Source organism: Comamonas sp. lk, from assembly GCF_900564145.1.
Lineage (GTDB): Bacteria > Pseudomonadota > Gammaproteobacteria > Burkholderiales > Burkholderiaceae_C > Comamonas.
Map to the genome: position 1 here is coordinate 1,070,955 of NZ_UOOB01000001.1, position 18,859 is coordinate 1,089,813.

The window sequence follows — 18,859 nt, forward strand, 5'->3', positions numbered from 1 at the left end:
CATGGCCCCTTGTGATCGGCAAGCGGGCCATGCCCATTTCCAGCGAATAAGCAGTTCCATGAAAGCCACCCAATTTCTCATCTCCACCCTGAAGGAAGCTCCGGCCGACGCCGAAGTGGTCAGCCACAAGCTCATGACACGGGCTGGCATGATCAAAAAGCTGGGTGCCGGTATCTACAACTACATGCCCATGGGCTTGCGCGTGATTCGCAAGGTCGAGGCCATCGTGCGCGAGGAAATGAATCGTGCTGGCGGCATTGAAGTCACCATGCCTGTGGTCCAGCCTGCCGAGCTGTGGCAGGAAACCGGCCGCTTCGAGAAGATGGGCCCCGAGCTGCTGCGCATCCAGGACCGCCATGGCCGCGACTTCATTGTTCAGCCCACCAGCGAAGAAGTGGTGACGGACATTGCGCGCCAGGAGTTCAAGAGCTACAAGCAGCTGCCCAAGAACCTCTACCAGATCCAGACCAAGTTCCGCGACGAGCGCCGCCCCCGCTTTGGCCTGATGCGCGGCCGCGAATTCATCATGAAGGACGCCTACTCCTTCGACAAGGATCGCGATACCGCCCAGATCAGCTACCAGACCATGCGCGAAGCCTATAAGCGCATCTTTGATCGCTTCGGTCTGCAGTACCGTGCCGTGCGTGCCGACAGCGGCGCCATCGGCGGCGATCTGAGCGAAGAGTTCCAGGTGATTGCCTCCACCGGCGAAGACGCCATCGTCTATTGCCCCAACAGCGACTACGCAGCCAATATTGAAAAGGCCGAGAGCCTGGCGCCTGCGCAAGAGCGTCCTGCGGCCGCCCAGGCCATGGCCAAGGTCTCCACGCCCGGAAACGCCACCTGCGAAGCCGTGGCCGAGCAACTGGGCCTGCCGCTGGCCCAGACCGTGAAGTCGCTGGTGCTGGCCACCGATACGCTCAACGACAAGGGTGAGGTGGTCAAGACCCAGGTCTGGCTGCTGCTGCTGCGTGGCGACCATGAAATGAACGAGATCAAGGTCGGTAAGGTCGAAGGCCTGGCCGGCTTCCGTTTTGCCAGCGTGTCCGAGATCGAAGAGCACTTCGGTGCCAAGCCCGGTTATCTGGGCCCCATCGGCCTCAAGCAGCCCCTCAAGATCGTGGTAGACCGCGATGTGGCCGTGATGGCTGACTGGGTTTGCGGCGCCAACGAAGAGGACTTCCACATCACCGGCGTGAACTTCGGCCGTGATCTGCCCGAGCCCGAACTGGTGGCCGATCTGCGCAACGTGGTCGCTGGCGACAAGTCGCCCGACGGCCTGGGCGAGCTGGCCATCGAGCGCGGCATTGAAATCGGCCACGTGTTCTACCTGGGCACCAAGTATTCCCAGGCTATGAATGCCACCTTCCTGGGCGACAACGGCAAGCCTCAGCACTTTGAAATGGGTTGCTACGGCATTGGCGTGACGCGCCTGCCGGCCGCTGCCATCGAGCAAAACCACGACGAGCGCGGCATTATCTGGCCCGACGCGATTGCTCCGTTCACCGTGGTGGTCTGCCCTATCGGCCTGGGTCGCAGCGAGCTGGTCAAGACCGAAGCCGAGAAGCTCTACAACGAGCTGCTGGCCCTGGGTGTGGACGTGATTCTGGACGACCGCGACGAGCGTCCTGGCGCCATGCTGGCTGACTGGGAGCTGATTGGCGTGCCGCACCGCGTGGTGCTGGGCGACCGCGGCTTGAAGGAAGGCCAGATGGAATACCAACACCGCCGTGACACGGAAGCCACAAAGCTGGCGGCTACCGAGGTGCTGAGCCACCTCAAGAGCCGCCTGGGCTTGTAAGCTGGCATTTCCATGCCTGCCCCAACCCTGAGCCGACGCGCCTGTCTGACTGCTGCTGCCTCGCTTGCCCTGCCTTCGGCAGGCTGGTTGCTGCCGCAGACGGCCTGGGCGGGGGGGCAGCTGGAAGAGCCGCTGGCCGATTCGGTGCGCACGGCCTTGAGTGCGGCCGTGGTCGGCAAGGCACCGCCCGAGCTGGAGTTCGCCTCCACCGAGGCGCGCATGGACTATCTGCGCTGGCTGATGGCCAGCAGCGAAAAACTGCTCAAGCGCAAGCCCGATGCGCAGGTGCGTAGAGATTTCTTGCAGACCGTCTGGTATGAGTCCAAGCGTGCCGGTCTCGATGTGTCCATGGTCATGGGCCTGGTGCAGGTGGAAAGCGGCTTTCGCAAATATGCGATCTCCAGCGTGGGCGCGCGCGGCTATATGCAGATCATGCCGTTCTGGATGCGGCTGATAGGCGATGGCGATATCGGCAAGCTGTTTCACATGCAGACCAATCTGCGCTTTGGCTGCGTGATCCTGCGCCACTATCTGGACCGTGAGCGCGGCGATGCCTATATGGCGCTGGGTCGCTACAACGGCAGCCGCGGCCAGCCGCAGTACCCGAACGCCGTGTTTGGCGCCCAGCGCCGCTGGTTGCTGGATGAGCAGCGGTCGGCCTGATGGGCACTGAGTGAACTATGAAAAAGAGAGCGCCTGGCGTTCTCTTTTTATTGGCTTGAACTCAAAACACTTTCAATATCCAACCGTAACAATCGCATCCAGCTCCTGATTCAGGAGTGATGATTCTTGGCTGCCTGAGCGGCGCTGCTTTGCACCTTGGCCGCCGCGGCTGCCGAGGGGGCGGCTGACGGGGGCGGGGTTTCAGGCAGATGGGTGACCATGACCTGGTCGATGCGGTAGCTGTCCACGTCCATCACCTCGAACTTGTAGCCGCCCCAGGTGACCGAGTCCGTGCGTCTGGGAACGCGGCGCAGCATGACCATGAGAAAGCCGCCCAGGGTTTCGTATTCGTCGTCATGCGGCATATCGTCGAGCTGCAGCACGCGCATCACGTCCTCTATGGGGGTGACGCCATCTATCAGCCAGGAGTGCTCGTCGCGGCGCACGATCTGCTCTTCCTCGTCGGAGGGGTTGACCAGATCGCCCATCACCGTGCTCATCACATCGTTGAGGGTGACCACGCCGACCACGCGGCTGTACTCGTTGACGATGACGGCAAAGTCTTCGTGCACCTGGCGGAACTGCTCCAGCACCTCGGCCAGCGTGAGCCGGTCGGGCACGATCAGCACCTTGTGAATCAGCGCCTCGTCCATCAGCGACAAAGGCTGGTTGTTGAGTGCGCGCTGAAACAGGTCTTTGGCATCCACATAGCCGATCACATGGTCGATATCGCCATCGCAGACCGGGTAGGTGGAAAAAGGCTCTTCGGCAATGCGGGCGCGGATGATGGCGTCGGCATCGTCCTTGAAGAAAAAGGCCATGCGTTCGCGCTGGGTCATGGCCGAGGCCACGATGCGCGAATCGAGCTCGAAGACATTGGCAATCACCTGCTGCTCGCGTGCGGCCAGCACGCCGGCCTTGGTGCCGGCTTCGGTCATGGCCAGAATGTCTTCGGAGGTAATGCGCTCATCGCGCGTGGCCGGCAGGCCCAGCAGGCGAAACAGCGTATCCGTGGCCAGGTTGTAGAACCAGATCACGGGCTTGAACACCACCACAAACCAGTGCATGGGGGCCAGCACCAGCACGATCAGACGCTCGGGCTCGTTCATGCTGATGCGCCGTGGCAGCAAATCCGCCAGCAGGATAAACGCCGAGGTGATCAGGAAAAATGAGAGCAGAAAGCCCAGGGTGGACGCCAGGGATGGCTCGAACCAGAGGCTGAAAAATTGAACCAATGCGGGGCTGAATGCGCCTTCGCCCACAATGCCGCCCAAGATGGCGACTGCGTTCTGTCCCACTTGCACCACGGTGAAATATTCGCCCGGAGCCTCCTGCACGCGCAAGGCCCGTTCGGCACGCGGATCGCCATCGTCGGCCAATTGGCGCAGTCGCAAGCGACGAGAGGCAGCTAGCGCAATCTCGGCAATCGAGAAAAATGCGCTGAGCAAGATCAGCAGAACAATCACTAGCAGGCTTTGGGACACACTCATAGGCAGGGCGGCAGTGCAAGGCTCAGCTTGCAGCTGCTTGAAACAAGACAGCCCCTATTCGACCACATAAAGCAGATGGCAGTCCTAGGGACTGGCATTGCTTCAGGCTGATTCGGTGTGTGCGGCCCTGGCCAGAGCATCGGCCTCGGTATTGCGGTGGCGTGGAAGCCACTGCAGCACTATCTCGTCAAACTGGGCCATCAGTGCGCGGGCTTGGTCAAACAGCGGCAGCAGCCGTTCTATGGGCTTGGTTGGCTTGAGGCCGGGCGGGCCCAGCTGTTCCACCAGCACGCTGCTGTCGGTGCGAACGGTCAGGTGGCGGGCGCAAAAGGATCGGGCCAGTGCCAGCGCGGCCATCAGCGCCAGCAGTTCGGCCTCGTTGTTGCAGCCGCGGCGCTGCAGATTTTGCGACAGCGTGTGGCGCGTGCCGTCGGGCAGCAGCAGCACGACGCCCAGGGACATGGCCCCAGGGTTGGGCAGGGCGCTGCCGTCTATGTAGATGCAGCAGTGGTGTGCCGGAGCAGGTGGTAGCGCAGGCATGTTCTGGAAATTTCGGCACAGAGGCCATGAAAAAGCCACCGTCACTGCCTGCATGGCAGGCTGATCCGGTGGCTTGGGTACGCAGTGACGAGCTTACTTGCCGGCCAGCATTTGCTGCAGCTCGCCCGACTCATACATTTCCATCATGATGTCCGAGCCGCCGACGAATTCGCCGTTCAGGTACAGCTGGGGGATGGTGGGCCAGTTGCTGTAATCCTTGATGCTCTGGCGGATTTCCTGGTCTTCCAGCACGTTCACCGTGGCGATGGCCTTGGGGTCCACGCCGCAGGCCTTGAGGATTTGAATCGCACGGCCGGAGAAGCCGCATTGGGGGAAGCTGGCATTGCCCTTCATGAACAGCAAAATGGCGTTGTTCTTGACGAGCTCGTCGATGCGTTGTTGAGGTGTGCTCATGGTGGGGCTCCAAAATCGGTGGTTTGCTGCAGGTTTCGACTTGCAGCGCAGCAGGCATTATTTCACTGTCGCCGGCTTCGCGGCGCAAGTGAGGGAATCGGTCGGGTCAGGCAGGGCCTGGTTTTCAAGATAAGGGCGCGCAGCGCAGCTTCAAGACGCAAGCCATTGACCGCCCGTGCAGCGGGCGATGCCTGCCAGATCCAGGCGATGCTGAACGGCCGCAAAGCCCGCCTGGCGCAGCAGCTGCGCCACCGCGTCGGCCTGATCCCAGCCATGTTCGAACAGCAGCCAGCCACCCGGTTTCAGCTGGGCCGGGGCCTGGGCAATGATGTGGCGGATATCGGCCAGGCCGTCCTCGCCGCTGGCCAGGGCGCACAGCGGCTCATGGGTCAGTGCGGCCAGATGCGGGTCGTCGCTGCGGATATAGGGCGGGTTGCTGACGATCAGGTCAAACTGTGGCTGTCCGAGCAGCGGCTCCAGCCAGCTGCCGTGGGCAAACTGCACCTTTAGCTGCAGCTGACGGGCATTGCTCTGGGCGACGGCCAGTGCATCGGCACTGGCATCTACCGCCACCACTTGGGCCGAGGGGCGCTGGCTTTGCAGGGCCAGGGCGATGGCGCCGCTGCCGGTGCCCAGGTCCACCACGCGGCAGGCGGTGTGCTGGGGCATCAGCTCCAGCGCCCAGTCCACCAGGGTTTCGGTATCGGGGCGGGGGTCGAGCACGCGGCCGTCCACGGCGAGATCGAGGCCGTAGAACTCCTTGTGTCCCGTCAGATAGGCGACGGGCACGCCTTGCTGGCGCTGCGCGCACAGCTGCTGCCAGCGCTGCTGCTGAGCCTGGCTTAGCAGGTCGGTGTCATGGGTGATGAGCCAGGCGCGATCACCGGGGCCGCGGCCCAGCGTGTGCAGCAGCAGAATCTGCGCATCGCTGCGCTCCATGCCTTCCTGGCGGGCGGCGCTCAAGGCCTGTGCAATGGAGATCGTCATTTCAAAGTCTGTTGGTTGGCTGCGTTGATGAAGGGCCTGGCTTGCAAGATGATGATCTGATCGCCTTGCACGGCCCACTCAATATCTTGTTGCCTGCCGCCAAAGCGCTGCTTGATGCCCGCACCGGCGCGGGCCAGGCGTTGGACCAGGCGGTCGTCCAGCACGGCGCGACCAGCGGCTACCGTCACTTCACGCACGCCGCCTCTGGCATCGAGCTGCAGGGCCACGTCGTCATCGGAGCGGTTGAGCAGTTGCACGGCCTTGCTGCGGCTGGAGTAGAGAATCTGCTCGGCCACCCGTTTGCCTTCCACCACACGTATGCCCAGGCCGCGTTTGGCCGCGATATAGGTGGTGTGGCGGCGGCTGGCATCGAAAGGGTCGCGGGTGATCATCACGCCCGAGGCGGTGGAGTCCACGGCTTTTTGCACCAGTACGGACATAAAGACCTGCTGCTCGGCTATGCCGGCGGCCTGGCGGGCTTCCCAGGCCTCGAAGTTATAGACCGAGGCCCAGACCTTGCGCACGGCAGCCGCCAGATCGCTGGCGCTGCGCACATTGGGAACGGTGGTGTACAGGCCTGCACCGCTGAACTGGGGCAAATCCTCGGAGCTGGAGGAGCTGCGCACAAAAACGCCCTGGCCGGCGAGCTGGCCGCTCCAGCGCTGGGCCCAGCTGTCGGCTACAGGCTGCGGTAGAGGCCATTGTTCGATTTCGGCCCGCAGCGCAGACAGTGCTTGCCTGCGAACTCCTGAATCCGTAGCAAACCCCGCTTGCTGGCGCATGCGGGCAATGCGTTCGCTCAGGCCGTTGCCGCGCATGAAATCGGCATAGGCGGCAAACGGGATGCAAAAACCGTCGGGAACGCTCACATCGGGCAGGCGGGCGGATTGAATCTCGCCAAGATTGGCGGCTTTGGCGCCGCAGCGCCTGCGGTCCGCGCTGCGCAGCTGGGCCAGGGGTAGCAGTTCGCTGTGCTTGAGGTCGGGCTGGATCAGCAGCGGCTTGCCGTTGGCGGGCTTGCGGCCGGTCGGGTTCTGGGCGCTCTGGCGCTCCGCCTCGGTAGCGGCGCGCAGTTGGTAGTCCGAGGTCTTGACTTCCAGCAGCACCCACTGGCCGTTGAGCTGCGCCAGCTTCTGGCTGGCATCCTTCACATAGGCATTGGGTACACCCCAGCCGCGCGCCAGCAAATTTACATGCGAGAGCATGGTGGACGGGCGCTCCGTCAGCACGCCGGCCACCGGCGGCAGGCCGATGGGCACTTCGCGTAGCAGCACAATGTCCTGTGGATGCAAGTCATGCACCGCGTCAACGGACGCAACAATGCGCAGCCTACCCACGGCGCGGCCGGTATTGAGCGGCAAAAAGCTTTGTGCACCCAAGAGCTGGGCCTGGGTCACGGCATCAAGACCTGCGGCCTGAGCCACGGCTTCCTGCGCCGTGGCATTGGCCTTGAAGCGCACGGGCGCAAAAAAGCCGCTGGCAAGCGTTTGTGCCGTGATCTGCAGCAGCTCGGGAGTGAGCTGGTCGCCTTCCCAGAATTCGTAGCTGAAACCCTTGAGCGCAGGCTGCCAGCTCAGCGTGCCCAGAATGAAGCGGCGTTTGGCATCCAGGTAATTGCGCTTGAGCTCGGCCTTGCCGCCGCGCAGCAGGCCTTTGGCGCGCAGAAAATCTTCGTGAAAGGCGTAGCGCGGCGTGTTGATGAAATGCAGCTGCGGTGCTTTGGTCCGAGCCTGTCGGTCAATCACAAACAGCACATGGGGCATAGCTGCGGGGCTGGCCGGATCGAACACCCTGGCCATGCGCTCGAAGTCGCCCTGACTGGTCAGCACCGCCAGATCACCGGGGCTGGCGCGGTTGGCGGCCGCATCCACGGCAGCGCCGGCACCCGATTCGTACGCCGAGGGCTTGCGCACCGCTTGTGCATGGCTGGAGGTGGCGGCCGCTGCCAGCAGGAGGCTGGACAGCAGAAGGCATCCCAGTTGCGGCAGCAGGCGTTTCATCTCAGTTCAGTTCGAGTTCGGCCAGCAGTTCGGCTTCGCGGGCATGGGCCAGGGCCTGGATGACATCGCCCAGATCGCCTTCCATCACGGCGAGCAGCTTGTACAGCGTCAGGTTGATGCGGTGGTCGGTCAGCCGTCCTTGGGGAAAGTTATAGGTGCGAATACGGTCGCTGCGGTCGCCGGAGCCGATCAGGCCCTTGCGCATGGCAGCTTCCTTGGCAGCCCGTTCGCTGCGTTCCTTTTCCTGGATACGTGCCTGCAGCACCTGCAAGGCCTTGGCCTTGTTGCTGTGCTGGCTGCGGCCGTCCTGGCATTCGGCCACGATGCCGGTGGGCAAGTGCACCACGCGCACGGCAGAGTCGGTCTTGTTGATGTGCTGGCCGCCGGCGCCGCTGGCGCGGAAGGTGTCGATGCGCAGGTCGGCGGGGTTGAGCGTAATGGCTTCGGCCTCGTCGGGCTCGGGCATCACGGCCACGGTGCAGGCGCTGGTGTGAATCCGGCCCTGGGTCTCGGTGGCGGGTACGCGCTGCACGCGGTGGCCGCCCGATTCAAAGCGCAGCGCGCCATAGACGTTATCGCCCTCAATGCGCAGCACCACTTCCTTGTAGCCGCCCAGCTCGCTTTCGTTGGCGCTCATGACTTCCACCTTCCAGCCCACGTTGGCGGCGTAGCGGGTGTACATGCGGGTCAGATCGGCGGCAAACAGGGCCGACTCGTCGCCGCCTGCGCCGGCACGGATTTCCATGAAGGCGGGGCGGGCGTCGTCCGGGTCCTTGGGCAGCAGCATGCGTTGCAGCTCTTCTTCGAGCTTGATCAGCTCGGCCTCGCCGCTGGCGATTTCTTCCTGGGCCATCTCCGCCATATCCGGGTCAGCCAGCATTTCGCGGGCCGTGGCCAGGTCGGCCTCGGTTTGCTGATAGCGGCGGTAGCGGCTGGCAATCGCCGTCACATCGGCGTGTTCACGCGAGATGGAGCGGTACTGCTTCATGTCGGCCATGATGTCTTCGCGCGAGAGCAGGAAGTCCAGCTCTTCCAGGCGTTGGGCGTAGCGTTCGAGCTGGTTGCGCAAAAAGTCTTGCATAGGGCTTGTGGGGCTGAGGATGGCACTGCGCCAGAGCAGGCATCCGGATAGAAAGGGGGAAGAAGCGAGAGGCCGTGACGCGGAAGCGCATCAGGACTGGAGGCCGGGAGGCTGCGCCTGTCGTGGGCAGCCTGTATGCCAGAGGGCTGGCGCCGCTAGAGTGAGTTCTGGGAGCCGGAGTCGTTGCGGCCGGGGCGCAGGAACAGGCGCGCCACGGTATCGGCTGTCTGGGCGCGTTGGTCGGCATCGCCCTTGTGTAGCTGGGCCATGGTGCCGTGCAGCATTTTTTGCGTCAGACCGCGCGACAGGGCCTCGAGCACGGTGTCTATGTCTTCGCCCTTGGCCAGCAGCTTCTTGGCGCGGGCAATTTCCAGGGCGCGCCATTCGTCGGCCTGGGCGTTGACCTGCTGTATCAGCGCGACCGTTCCGCCCACGGGGTTGCGCTGGTCCAGCCAGCTCATAAAGCTCTGCACGCCGGTGTCGATGATGACTTCGGCCTGCTCCACGGCGGCCTGGCGATGCGCCTGGCCGGTGCGGACCACGGTGGCCAGATCGTCCACGGTGTAGAGGTAGACGTCGTTCAGGTGCTTGACCTCGGCTTCGATATCGCGGGGTACGGCCAGATCAACCATGAAAATAGGGCGGCGTTTACGCTTTTTGAGAGCACTCTCCACAGCACCCAGGCCGATGATGGGCAGGGTAGATGCTGTGCAACTGATGATGGCGTCGTACTCGTGCAAATGCTCGGGCAGATCGGCCAGGCGCATGGTGTCGGCACCGAACTGGGCCGCCAGCTTCTCGCCGCGCTCCATGGTGCGGTTGGCAATCGTGATCTGCTTGGGGCTGCGTGCCGCAAAGTGGGTGGAGACCAGCTCGATCATCTCGCCCGCGCCCACAAACAGGATGCGGATCTTGGACAGATCTTCAAACAGCTGGCCTGCCAGACGCACGGCGGCAGCGGCCATGGAGATGCTGTGGGCGCCGATCTCGGTGGAGGAGCGCACTTCCTTGGCGACGGCAAAGCTGCGCTGAAACAGCTGATTGAGCGTGGTGCCCAGGGCGCCAGCCGTCTCGGCAGCGCGCACGGCGTTCTTCATCTGGCCGAGGATTTGCGCCTCGCCCAGCACCATGGAGTCCAGGCCGGAAGCCACGCGGAAGGCATGGCGGGCGACGGAGCCGTCTTGCAGCAGATAGGAGTGCTGGCGCAGCAGCTCGGGGTGCACGCCGCCGCTGTGGGCCAGCCAGTTGACCGTGTGGTCCATGGCTGCCGTGTCGGCTGCGCAGTAGATTTCGGTGCGGTTGCAGGTGGAGAGAATGGCCGTTTCTATGGCGTCATGGGGGCGGTTGGCTCCACCCAGAGAGCTGCGCAGGCCCTGCAGCGTTGGCGCGATCTGATCGAGCGCGAACGCAAATCGACCCCGCATATCAAGCGGTGCCGTGTGGTGATTGATGCCTAGAGCCCAGACTGCCATAGCCTGAGATTATAAAATTTAAGACCGTCTTGGGTAGCACCCGAGTTCTTTGCCTTGGAATCGGAGTGGTGAGCGTGGAACTGCTGGCGAGCGTGAATCATTTGCTGAACTGGCTGGCCCCGGCTTTTTTCATGGCTCTGGGCATGGTGAGTTGTGCGCGAATTTTCAAGATGAATCAAGGTGCATCCCTTGGCTATAAAGCGCAGATAGCTATCAATTTTGCTGTCGGATGTCTGACTTTGCTGGCCGGTCTATGGTGGCTGGGACGCGACGGAAAAATGGCCACTTACGCACTGCTGCTCTTGTCAAGTGCCTTGTGCCAGTGGGTTCTTTCCAAAGCCTGGCGTTAAGGTGTTTTGCGCTAAATCAAGCTTTTGAGGCGGTATGGCCCGAGGCGCGGCCTGCCCCAGCACCCATTGCCTGAACTGTTCAAGCGTTGTGGATGGCGATCGCCCCGCCGGACGGCAGAGAAAGTAGCCGCGCTCTATATGCACCGGTGCGTTCAAGGCCAGGGCCACGCGGTCCGAGGCCAGATCCTCTTCCACCAGACAGCGCTGCACCATGGCCACACCCATGCCCGCGGCCACAGCCTGGGTCAGCAAGGCCACGGTTTCAAAGTCTGCGGCCGGTGGCGGGCAGGGCTCTGTGATGCCCTGGGCCTGCATCCAGCAAGCCCAGTTGCCCGGGTAATTGGTATGAAACAGCAGCGGCCTGGCCAACAGGTCCTGGGCGGTCTGAATCGCCTGCGGGCCTTGCAGCTCACGCGGATGGCAGATGGGAACGAGGTCGCGGCCGATCACATAGTCGGCATGGATGTCGGCCGGCCAGCGGCTGCCCACGCGAATCCAGGCATCGATTTCGGGGGCGTTCAAGGCATCGTCGCGCTTGTAGGGCGCAAAGGACAGCATGACGCCGGGGTGGCGGGCGCTGAAATCCGGCAGGCGCGGAATCAGCCAGTGGCTGAATATCGTGGGCGCCACCGATAGCCGCAGCTGCGGGCCATGGCGGCGCTTGCGGGCGGCGGCCGAGGCCGCTTCGATGGCGGTGATGGCCGGCTCCACCGCTTGCAGATAGGTCTGGCCGGCAGCGGTGAGGGTATTGCGTCGGCCCTGGCGTTCGAACAGGGCAAAGCCCAGATGTTCTTCCAGTCGAGCCACGGCGCGGCTGATGCCGCCCTGGGTGACGTACAGCTCCTGCGCGGCCAGGGAAAAACTGCCCAGGCGGGCAGCGGCGGCAAAAGCGTGAAGTTCTGACAGGGAGGGCGAGTGCATGCGCATGACGGAGCGAATTATGACGGCTGGTAATACTTGCGTGCCATCTTGTCGCTTTTCTTGAATCAAGCAGGCCCACAGAATCCTGGCGAGGGTCGGATGTCTACGCATCCGATGTCATAACCGCCCAGCAAGAAATCCAAGGAGAAGCCGCATGGCTGTTCGTAGCACCGTTCGTCGCACTGTTTTGTCCACCATCGCCGCCTGCGCCGCAGTGGCTGCCGCAGCTCCTGCCGTGTTCGCCGCTGAGAGCGCCGCCGATTACCCCAGCCGCCCGATTCGTCTGGTCGTGCCTTTTGGCGCCGGCGGCTCCACCGACATGGTGGCCCGCTTGCTGGCCGAGAAAATGAGCGCGGTGCTGGGTAAATCGATTGTGGTGGATAACAAGGGCGGTGCCGGTGGCTCCATCGGTGCTTCCGAAATCGCCAAGGCCGCGCCCGATGGCTACACCATAGGCATGGCCACGGTGTCCACCCACGGCTCCAACCCCGCCATCATCCGCAAGCTGCCCTATGACGCGATCAAGGACTTTGCTCCCATCACCAATGTGATGAGCGTGCCCAGTGTGTTCGTGGTCAATGCCAGCGTGCCTGCCAAGAGCATGAAGGAGTTCATCGCCCTGGCCAAGGCCCACCCCGGCAAGTACAGCTTTGCCTCGCCGGGCACGGGTTCACTGGGCCACGCGAATATCGAGAACTTCATGAACCTGGCTGGTATCGATCTGCTGCACATCCCCTACAAGGGCGCAGGCCAGGCCATTACCGATGCGCTGGGCGGCCAGGTGAATGCCATGACGGACAACCTGCCTTCGACGCTGCCCCATATCAAGAATGGACAACTGCGCCCTCTGGCGGTGCTGGCCTTCAAGCGCGCCGACGTGCTGCCCGATGTGCCTACCTATACCGAACTGGGCTACGCGCCAATGGGCGATGGCGGCTGGTTTGGTCTGGTGGCGCCTGCCGGCACGCCCAAGCCCATCATCGACAAGCTCAATGCGGCGGCTCACAAGGTCATGGCCATGCCTGACTACCTGGAAAAGCAAAAATCCATTTCGGGCGAATCCATGGGCAACACGCCCGAGCAGTTCTCCCAGCAGATCAAGGCGGCCATTGCCCGCTACACGGCCGTGGCCAAGCGCGCCAATATCAAGCTGGACTGATGCGGACCCTCTGAATGCAACAAGCCGACTTTTTGCAGGCGCGGCCGGATGAACCGGTCCTCCTTCATCCACCTCTGGGCGAGGCCTTGCCGCTGGTATGCGATTCGCCCCACAGCGGAACGGCCTATCCGGCCGATTTCGGCCATGCCGTGCCCATGAGCCTGCTGCGCCGTGGGGAGGACACGCATGTGGCCACGCTATGGGATCGCTGGCCCCAATTCGGCGCCACGCTGATTGAGGCCACTTTTCCGCGCACCTACATCGACCCCAACCGCAACGAGTCCGATCTGGACCCGGCGCAGATCGAGGGCGAATGGCCGATCGCGCTTTCGCCCAGCATCAAGACCCAGCAAGGCCTGGGTCTGATCTGGCAGCGCATCAGCAAGGACGGTGTTGCCACGCCGCTGTACGAGCGCAAGCGCACGGTGGCCGAGCTTGAGCAGCGCATTGCCCGCTACTGGCGGCCTTACCACGCGGTGCTGGCGCAGGCCATCGATGCCAGCGTGGCGCGCTTTGGCGGTGTGTGGCATCTGAACCTGCACTCCATGCCCAATGACGTCTACCAGCGCCTGGGCCGTACCGATGCGCCGCCGCTGGCCGATTTTGTGCTGGGCGACCGCGACGGCACGACTTGCGCGCCAGAGTTCATTCGGCTGATAGGCGAGACGCTGGCCGGCTTTGGCTACAGCGTGGCCTATAACGAGCCTTACAAGGGCGTGGAGCTGATAGGGCGTATAGGCCAGCCGCAGCTAAACCGCCATTCGCTGCAGATTGAAATTCGCCGCCCCGTCTATATGAACGAGGACACGCGTGAACCCAATGCCGGCTTTGCCCCTCTGCAGCAGCATTTCAGGCAGTTGATGGCCGTGGTTGCCGACTATGTGCGGCAAGAAGCTGGCAAATTGCGCTAACTTTCTGCAAAAAACCAAGAAAAGCACCCGGTTCGCCGGGTATTTTTTTTGTTCAAACAGCTTGGGTCTTTGAGAAAAAAGTAGCAAAAGACTGTGGCTCAGAAGCCGCGACAGCCTATTCCGTCACCAATCCTGGGTGGGAATCAGTTACGCTCGCTGGTTAGTGTCTTCATGTCTCTGATGTAACTAGGCACATCAAGGAAATCTACTGGAATGAAATTCACCCCCATCGCTGCGCTGGTCATAACGAGTCTGGCCACCATTGCCCAGAGCGCTACAGCGCAAGTCGGTGCGGAAGGACGCATGAACTTCATGCGCGATGCCCGTAACAGCGCCACCGGCCCGCAATTCGAAAACAGCCGTTTGCAATACGGGCCCTTGCCCGTGCCAGGAGCGCGCTCCACGGCCGCTTCCGGCCCGCTACAGGCGGCCGAGCGCGGTGATGCCAAGGCGCAAAACCAGCTGGGCGAGATGTATGCCCATGGTCAGGGCGTGCCGCAGAACGCGGTCATGGCGGCCCAGTGGTTCCGCAAGGCGGCCGTCCAAGGTCATGCCGGTGCGCAAAACAGTCTGGGCATCGCCTATGCCGCTGGCCAGGGCCTGCCGCAAAACTACCGCGAAGCGGCTCAGTGGTATCTGCGTTCTGCCCAGCAGGGCAATGCCATTGCGCAATACAACCTGTCCCGCCTGTACCAGGACGGCCAGGGCGTTCCCCAGAACTATGGGACAGCGGCCCAGTGGCTGGAAAAAGCGGCGGCTCAAGGCCATGTGGTGGCTCAGTTCGAGCTGGGTCAGCGCTATATGAAGGCCAATGGTGTGGAGGCCAATCCGCTCAAGGCGGCAGACTGGTTCAAGAAAGCGGCTGAACAAGGCCATGCCGAAGCCCAGAATCAGCTGGGTGCCATGTATGCCGACGGCCTGGGCGTGAAGAGCGATCCTGCACAGGCTGCGCAGTGGTTGCAGCGCGCGGCCGAGCAAGGCGATGCGCGTGCCCAGAACAGCCTGGGTCGCATGTATATGGATGGCACAGGCGTGCCGCGCGACTACAGCCTGGCGGCTTCGTGGCTGCAAAAAAGTGCCGAGCAGTGGAATCCCGACGGCCAGAACAATCTGGGCCGTCTGTATCTGTACGGTTTGGGCGTGGTCTACAGCCCGGCGTTTGCGGCCCAGTGGTTCCAGCGCGCTGCGGATCAGGGCCATGCCGATGCCCAGTACAACCTGGGCACCGTGTATGCCGAAGGCCTGGGCACGCCCCAGAACTTTGATACCGCCCTGGTCTGGTACCGCAAGGCGGCCGACCAAGGCCATGCCGCCGCAACCAACAACATCGGCACTCTTTATGCCGAAGGCCGTGGCGTGCCGCAAAGCTATGCCACTGCTTTGCAGTGGTTCACCCGTGCTGCCGAAAAAGGCGATGCCGCAGCACAGTTCAACGTGGCACGCATGTATGCCGATGGCCAGGGCACGGCAGCCAATCCGGCCCAGGCTTTGCGCTGGTATGAAAAAGCCGGCCAGCAAAACCATGCCGCAGCCCAGAATCGTCTGGGTGTGATGTATGCCGAAGGCCAGGGCACGGCCCGCGACTACGGCAAGGCCGTGCACTGGTACCAGCGCGCAGCCGAGCAAGGCGATGCCGCCGCCCAATACAACCTGGGCATGGTTTATGCCCAGGGTCAGGGCGTGCCGCGCGATCCTGCCAAAGCCTACTTCTGGTACAACCTGGCCGCCATGGAGCTGGGCGGCGAAGCGGCCAAACGCCGTGACGAAACGGCGCAGAATCTGTCCATCACCCAGGTGGCCGAGGTTCAGAACAAGGCGCTGGTCTGGCAGCCCAAACGCTGATTCCAGCCTGCACCGCAAAAAGCGCTTCCCGAGGGAGGCGCTTTTTCATGGGTAATTGCTGATACAGCGCGGCCGCTTGAATCTGCTTGCGCCGCTAAACTCTAAAGTCCAAAACAAAGCCGCATTGCATTCGGGGTGGATGCATGCGGCTTCCCATTTTTCGCAACGAGGAGACAACAATGAAAAAAATCACACGCCGCAGTCTGGCCGGCCTGATGGCAGCCGCCGGTTTGCTGGGCTCTTTGGCCGCACAGGCGGCCGATGCCTTCCCCACCAAGCCCATTCGTCTGGTCGTTGGCTTTCCCGCAGGCGGTCCGCTGGACCAGCATGCGCGATTGCTGACGGACAAGCTGCAAGGCGTGCTGGGCCAGCCCATCATCGTGGACTACAAGCCCGGTGCCGGCGGTGCGGTGGGGGCGCAGGACGTGATGAAGTCGCCTGCCGACGGCTACACGCTGATGCTGGCCAATACCGGTGTGATGGTGATCAACCCCGCGCTCTATCCCAAGCTGCCTTACGCTACCTTGAAGGACTTTGTGCCCGTGGCGCGCACCGCCATGCAGCCGCTGGCGCTATTGGTCAACAACAAGGTGCCTGCCAACACGCTGCAGGAGTTCATTGCGTACTCCAAGGCCAATCCTGGCAAGGTCAATTTCGGCTCGGCCGGCAACGGCGGTATCAGCCATCTGGTGCCCGAGATGTTCAAGAGTGCGACGGCGCTGGATCTGGTTCACATTCCCTACAAGGGTAGCGCACCGGCCTTTACCGATCTGATCGGCGGTCAGGTGCAGTTCATGGCCGAGAGCATTCCGCAGGCCGCCGCTTATCACAAACAGGGCAAGGTGCGCGCTCTGGCCGTGACCAGCAAGGAGCGCAATCCGGCCCTGCCTGAAGTACCTACCGTGATCGAGTCCGGCATCAAAGGCTTTGAGGTGGTGGGGTTCTACGGCTTCCTGGCCCCGGCAGGCACGTCCAAGGAGGTGGTTGCCAAGCTCAGCAATGCCTTCCAGCAGGTCATGACACTGCCCGAAGTGCGCAGCCGCATGGTGGAGCAGGGTGCCGACCCGGCCTTCTTAGGTGCGGATGCATTTGCCAAGTTCCTGGCGGGCGAGATGCCGCGTTGGGCGGCAGCGGTCAAGGCCTCCGGCACCAAGATGGACTGATTGCGTTTGGCTCGCTGAAAAGCCAAAGCCCGGCCGTTGAAAAGCGGCCGGGCTTTTAGGTTGCTCTTGATTTGGTAGCTGTTGGCGCCTGTATTTATTGAATCTCAGGTCTTTTTTTACCTGAAAATCACGAAATACAAGCACTATCTGCTTCTGTTTTAGATAATCGCGCCAGTTTGCGAGGGGCTGAACATATCCACGCGATCGGTGATGATGCCGTCCGTGCCCAGATCGATCAGGCGTTGGGCTGCCCATTCATCGTTGACCGTGTAGCTGCTGCAGCGCAGACCGGCACCATGCACCTTGGTCACCAGCTCGCGGTTCCACAGTCCGTGGTTGAGCACCATGGCCGAGCAGTCCAGCTCCAGTGCGATCAGCAAGTCCGCATCGCCAGTGCCATCGGCAAATTTGTCGACCAGCAGGCCGCGCAGCACCTGCGGTGCCATATCCCTGGCACCCTTGAGCGATGCCGGCTTGAATGAGGTGAACAGAGGCTGGACGATGTCCTTGGGCCAGATACGATTCATCAGCTCGCCGCAGGCGCGCCCGGTTTCCTCTTCCTGGCCCGGGGTGGGCTTGATTTCCACGTTCAGGTGCAGATTGTTGGCCAGGCACCAGCGGGCCAGTGCCTCCAGCGTGGGCAGGTTCTCGCCCGTGTAGGCACGCGAATGCCAGCTGCCGGCATCAAGCTGGGCGAGTTGACCCATGGTCAGTTCGCCGCCGACGCCGTGGCCGGTGGTCGTGCGCTCCAGCGTGGCGTCGTGCATCAGAAACAGCACGCCGTCCTTGCTGAGCTTGGCATCGCATTCAAAAAAGCGGTAGCCGTGATGAGCGCCCAGGCGAAAGGCGCTCATGGTGTTCTCGGGAGCCAGCTTGCCGGCGCCGCGGTGGGCGACCCAACGGGGATAGGGCCAGGGTTTCAAAGCAGTAGTCATGATCGATTGAACTTGTGCCAACGTGACAAGAGCGCCGCAAGTGCAGGACTTGGGCGCTCTTCAAGATTAATCAGTAGCGATTAACGTGGTTCGCAGGGCGTGTAAACGCCCTGTCAGATGCGTTTGCCGGTTTCGGCATTGAACCAGTGCAGACGGTCTTCGCGGGCCAGAATCTGGGTGGTTTCGCCGGGCTTGGGGAAGGGCTTGCCTTCTTCCACGCGCACGGTAACGTCTTCACCGCCGACCTTGCCGTACAGCAGGCGTTCGGCGCCCAGCAGTTCCACGGTGTCGACCTTGAAGTCCCAGCCGCCGGCATCCACCAGGTCGATGTGCTCGGGGCGGATGCCCAGAACCTGACCGGCCTTGCCATTGGGGGCGTTCTTGAGCAGGTTCATGGGTGGCGAGCCGATGAAGCCGGCCACAAAGGTGGAAGCCGGTGTGTGGTAGACCTCTTCGGGAGTGCCGAACTGTTCCACATAGCCGCCGTTCATGACGATCATGCGCTGGGCCAGGGTCATGGCTTCGACCTGATCGTGGGTCACGAACAGGCTGGTGATGCCCAGCTCGGCGTGGAGCTTCTGGATTTCGATACGGGTCTGGCCGCGCAGCTTGGCGTCCAGGTTGGACAGCGGCTCGTCAAACAGGAAAACCTGGGGCTGACGCACGATGGCGCGGCCCATGGCCACGCGCTGGCGCTGGCCGCCAGACAGCTGACGGGGCTTGCGGTCCAGCAGGTGGGACAGTTCCAGAATCTTGGCGGCCTTGTCCACGCGGCGCTTGATTTCGTCTTCGGGCACCTTGGCGAGCTTCAGGCCGTAGGCCATGTTCTCGTAGTTGCTCATGTGCGGGTACAGCGCGTAGTTCTGGAACACCATGGCGATGTTGCGCTTGGCCGGTTCCAGGTTGTTGACGACCTTGTCGCCAATCATCAGATCGCCGCCGGTGATTTCTTCCAGGCCGGCAATCATGCGCAGCAAAGTGGACTTGCCGCAGCCCGAGGGCCCGACCAGCACGACGAATTCGCCGTCCTTGATTTCAGCGTTCACGCCATGGATGACGGGCACGGCAGTCTTGCCGCTGCCGTAACGCTTGACGATGTTCTTGAGGGAAATGGATGCCATAACGGTGTC

Annotated in this window: 17 protein-coding genes; 7 read left to right on the forward strand and 10 right to left on the reverse strand. The window is 62.6% G+C overall.

All coding sequences use genetic code 11. The annotated features are described in order from the left end of the window. Nucleotides 1–58 precede the first annotated feature (58 nt). Together EAO39_RS04780 and EAO39_RS04785 are read left to right on the forward strand one after the other, a co-directional pair. A complete protein-coding gene (locus tag EAO39_RS04780; RefSeq protein ID WP_120966399.1) occupies nt 59–1,801 on the forward strand; it encodes a proline--tRNA ligase in 1,743 nt (580 codons plus the stop codon). 12 nt (nt 1,802–1,813) lie between these two features. Next, nucleotides 1,814–2,464, forward strand: coding sequence for a transglycosylase SLT domain-containing protein (locus EAO39_RS04785; protein WP_120966400.1), 651 nt, complete (start codon nt 1,814–1,816; stop codon nt 2,462–2,464). 110 nt (nt 2,465–2,574) lie between these two features. Here EAO39_RS04785 and EAO39_RS04790 read toward each other — a convergent pair whose 3' ends face one another. The 7 genes from EAO39_RS04790 to hemA form a co-directional block, all read right to left on the reverse strand. Further along, complete coding sequence (locus tag EAO39_RS04790; RefSeq protein WP_120966401.1) at nt 2,575–3,954, reverse strand: hemolysin family protein; 1,380 nt, start codon at nt 3,952–3,954, stop codon at nt 2,575–2,577. Between the two features lie 102 nt (nt 3,955–4,056). After that, nucleotides 4,057–4,494 carry a ribonuclease HI family protein gene (locus EAO39_RS04795; RefSeq protein WP_120970690.1) on the reverse strand — a complete coding sequence of 146 codons (438 nt, stop codon included), beginning with the start codon at nt 4,492–4,494 and terminating at the stop codon, nt 4,057–4,059. A 93-nt stretch (nt 4,495–4,587) separates the two neighbouring features. Then, complete coding sequence (gene grxD / locus EAO39_RS04800) at nt 4,588–4,908, reverse strand: Grx4 family monothiol glutaredoxin (protein ID WP_120966402.1); 321 nt, start codon at nt 4,906–4,908, stop codon at nt 4,588–4,590. 150 nt (nt 4,909–5,058) lie between these two features. Beyond that, nucleotides 5,059–5,895 (reverse strand): peptide chain release factor N(5)-glutamine methyltransferase, encoded by an 837-nt coding sequence (prmC, locus tag EAO39_RS04805; protein ID WP_120966403.1) that lies wholly within the window; start codon nt 5,893–5,895, stop codon nt 5,059–5,061. Next, nucleotides 5,892–7,895 (reverse strand): PEP/pyruvate-binding domain-containing protein, encoded by a 2,004-nt coding sequence (locus EAO39_RS04810; protein ID WP_120966404.1) that lies wholly within the window; start codon nt 7,893–7,895, stop codon nt 5,892–5,894. Before EAO39_RS04810 ends, prmC begins: the two co-directional genes overlap by 4 nt. Before the next feature lies 1 nt (nt 7,896). Beyond that, on the reverse strand, nt 7,897–8,976 hold the full coding sequence (prfA, locus tag EAO39_RS04815) for a peptide chain release factor 1 (protein ID WP_120966405.1): 1,080 nt from the start codon (nt 8,974–8,976) through the stop codon (nt 7,897–7,899). A gap of 155 nt (nt 8,977–9,131) precedes the next feature. Further along, nucleotides 9,132–10,448: a glutamyl-tRNA reductase gene (gene hemA / locus EAO39_RS04820; RefSeq protein WP_120966406.1), complete on the reverse strand. Its 1,317-nt coding sequence runs from the start codon at nt 10,446–10,448 to the stop codon at nt 9,132–9,134. Between the two features lie 68 nt (nt 10,449–10,516). Between hemA and EAO39_RS04825 the strand changes: the two genes are divergently transcribed. After that, nucleotides 10,517–10,798, forward strand: a complete 282-nt coding sequence (locus tag EAO39_RS04825; RefSeq protein WP_346427102.1) for a hypothetical protein — start codon at nt 10,517–10,519, stop codon at nt 10,796–10,798. Here EAO39_RS04825 and EAO39_RS04830 read toward each other — a convergent pair. Beyond that, nucleotides 10,754–11,725, reverse strand: coding sequence for a LysR substrate-binding domain-containing protein (locus tag EAO39_RS04830; protein WP_120966407.1), 972 nt, complete (start codon nt 11,723–11,725; stop codon nt 10,754–10,756). The two genes, EAO39_RS04825 and EAO39_RS04830, sit on opposite strands and share 45 nt — an antisense overlap. Nucleotides 11,726–11,873: 148 nt before the next feature. Between EAO39_RS04830 and EAO39_RS04835 the strand changes: the two genes are divergently transcribed. The 4 genes from EAO39_RS04835 to EAO39_RS04850 all read left to right on the forward strand — a co-directional run bounded on the left by EAO39_RS04835 (nt 11,874) and on the right by EAO39_RS04850 (nt 16,794). Beyond that, nucleotides 11,874–12,878 (forward strand): tripartite tricarboxylate transporter substrate binding protein BugE, encoded by a 1,005-nt coding sequence (locus EAO39_RS04835; RefSeq protein ID WP_120966408.1) that lies wholly within the window; start codon nt 11,874–11,876, stop codon nt 12,876–12,878. Between the two features lie 14 nt (nt 12,879–12,892). Next, the gene (locus tag EAO39_RS04840; RefSeq protein ID WP_120966409.1) at nt 12,893–13,789 is read left to right on the forward strand and encodes an N-formylglutamate amidohydrolase; all 897 of its coding nucleotides are present in this window, start codon (nt 12,893–12,895) and stop codon (nt 13,787–13,789) included. Between the two features lie 213 nt (nt 13,790–14,002). After that, complete coding sequence (locus EAO39_RS04845; RefSeq protein ID WP_120966410.1) at nt 14,003–15,631, forward strand: SEL1-like repeat protein; 1,629 nt, start codon at nt 14,003–14,005, stop codon at nt 15,629–15,631. Between the two features lie 215 nt (nt 15,632–15,846). Next, the gene (locus tag EAO39_RS04850) at nt 15,847–16,794 is read left to right on the forward strand and encodes a tripartite tricarboxylate transporter substrate binding protein (protein WP_240467071.1); all 948 of its coding nucleotides are present in this window, start codon (nt 15,847–15,849) and stop codon (nt 16,792–16,794) included. A 158-nt stretch (nt 16,795–16,952) separates the two neighbouring features. Here the strand turns inward: EAO39_RS04850 and ugpQ are convergent, their stop codons facing one another. Together ugpQ and EAO39_RS04860 are read right to left on the reverse strand one after the other, a co-directional pair. Beyond that, on the reverse strand, nt 16,953–17,729 hold the full coding sequence (gene ugpQ / locus EAO39_RS04855) for a glycerophosphodiester phosphodiesterase (protein WP_120966412.1): 777 nt from the start codon (nt 17,727–17,729) through the stop codon (nt 16,953–16,955). Between the two features lie 113 nt (nt 17,730–17,842). Continuing rightward, nucleotides 17,843–18,850: a sn-glycerol-3-phosphate import ATP-binding protein UgpC gene (locus EAO39_RS04860; RefSeq protein WP_120966413.1), complete on the reverse strand. Its 1,008-nt coding sequence runs from the start codon at nt 18,848–18,850 to the stop codon at nt 17,843–17,845. Nucleotides 18,851–18,859: the final 9 nt, after the last annotated feature.

Coding starts and splice junctions, on each gene's coding strand:
- EAO39_RS04780 (WP_120966399.1), top strand. CDS start 59: ATGAAAGCCACCCAATTTCTCATCTCCACCCTGAAGGAAGCTCCGGCC.
- EAO39_RS04785 (WP_120966400.1), top strand. CDS start 1,814: ATGCCTGCCCCAACCCTGAGCCGACGCGCCTGTCTGACTGCTGCTGCC.
- EAO39_RS04790 (WP_120966401.1), bottom strand. CDS start 3,954: ATGAGTGTGTCCCAAAGCCTGCTAGTGATTGTTCTGCTGATCTTGCTC.
- EAO39_RS04795 (WP_120970690.1), bottom strand. CDS start 4,494: ATGCCTGCGCTACCACCTGCTCCGGCACACCACTGCTGCATCTACATA.
- grxD (WP_120966402.1), bottom strand. CDS start 4,908: ATGAGCACACCTCAACAACGCATCGACGAGCTCGTCAAGAACAACGCC.
- prmC (WP_120966403.1), bottom strand. CDS start 5,895: ATGACGATCTCCATTGCACAGGCCTTGAGCGCCGCCCGCCAGGAAGGC.
- EAO39_RS04810 (WP_120966404.1), bottom strand. CDS start 7,895: ATGAAACGCCTGCTGCCGCAACTGGGATGCCTTCTGCTGTCCAGCCTC.
- prfA (WP_120966405.1), bottom strand. CDS start 8,976: ATGCAAGACTTTTTGCGCAACCAGCTCGAACGCTACGCCCAACGCCTG.
- hemA (WP_120966406.1), bottom strand. CDS start 10,448: ATGGCAGTCTGGGCTCTAGGCATCAATCACCACACGGCACCGCTTGAT.
- EAO39_RS04830 (WP_120966407.1), bottom strand. CDS start 11,725: ATGCGCATGCACTCGCCCTCCCTGTCAGAACTTCACGCTTTTGCCGCC.
- EAO39_RS04835 (WP_120966408.1), top strand. CDS start 11,874: ATGGCTGTTCGTAGCACCGTTCGTCGCACTGTTTTGTCCACCATCGCC.
- EAO39_RS04840 (WP_120966409.1), top strand. CDS start 12,893: ATGCAACAAGCCGACTTTTTGCAGGCGCGGCCGGATGAACCGGTCCTC.
- EAO39_RS04845 (WP_120966410.1), top strand. CDS start 14,003: ATGAAATTCACCCCCATCGCTGCGCTGGTCATAACGAGTCTGGCCACC.
- EAO39_RS04850 (WP_240467071.1), top strand. CDS start 15,847: ATGGCAGCCGCCGGTTTGCTGGGCTCTTTGGCCGCACAGGCGGCCGAT.
- ugpQ (WP_120966412.1), bottom strand. CDS start 17,729: ATGACTACTGCTTTGAAACCCTGGCCCTATCCCCGTTGGGTCGCCCAC.
- EAO39_RS04860 (WP_120966413.1), bottom strand. CDS start 18,850: ATGGCATCCATTTCCCTCAAGAACATCGTCAAGCGTTACGGCAGCGGC.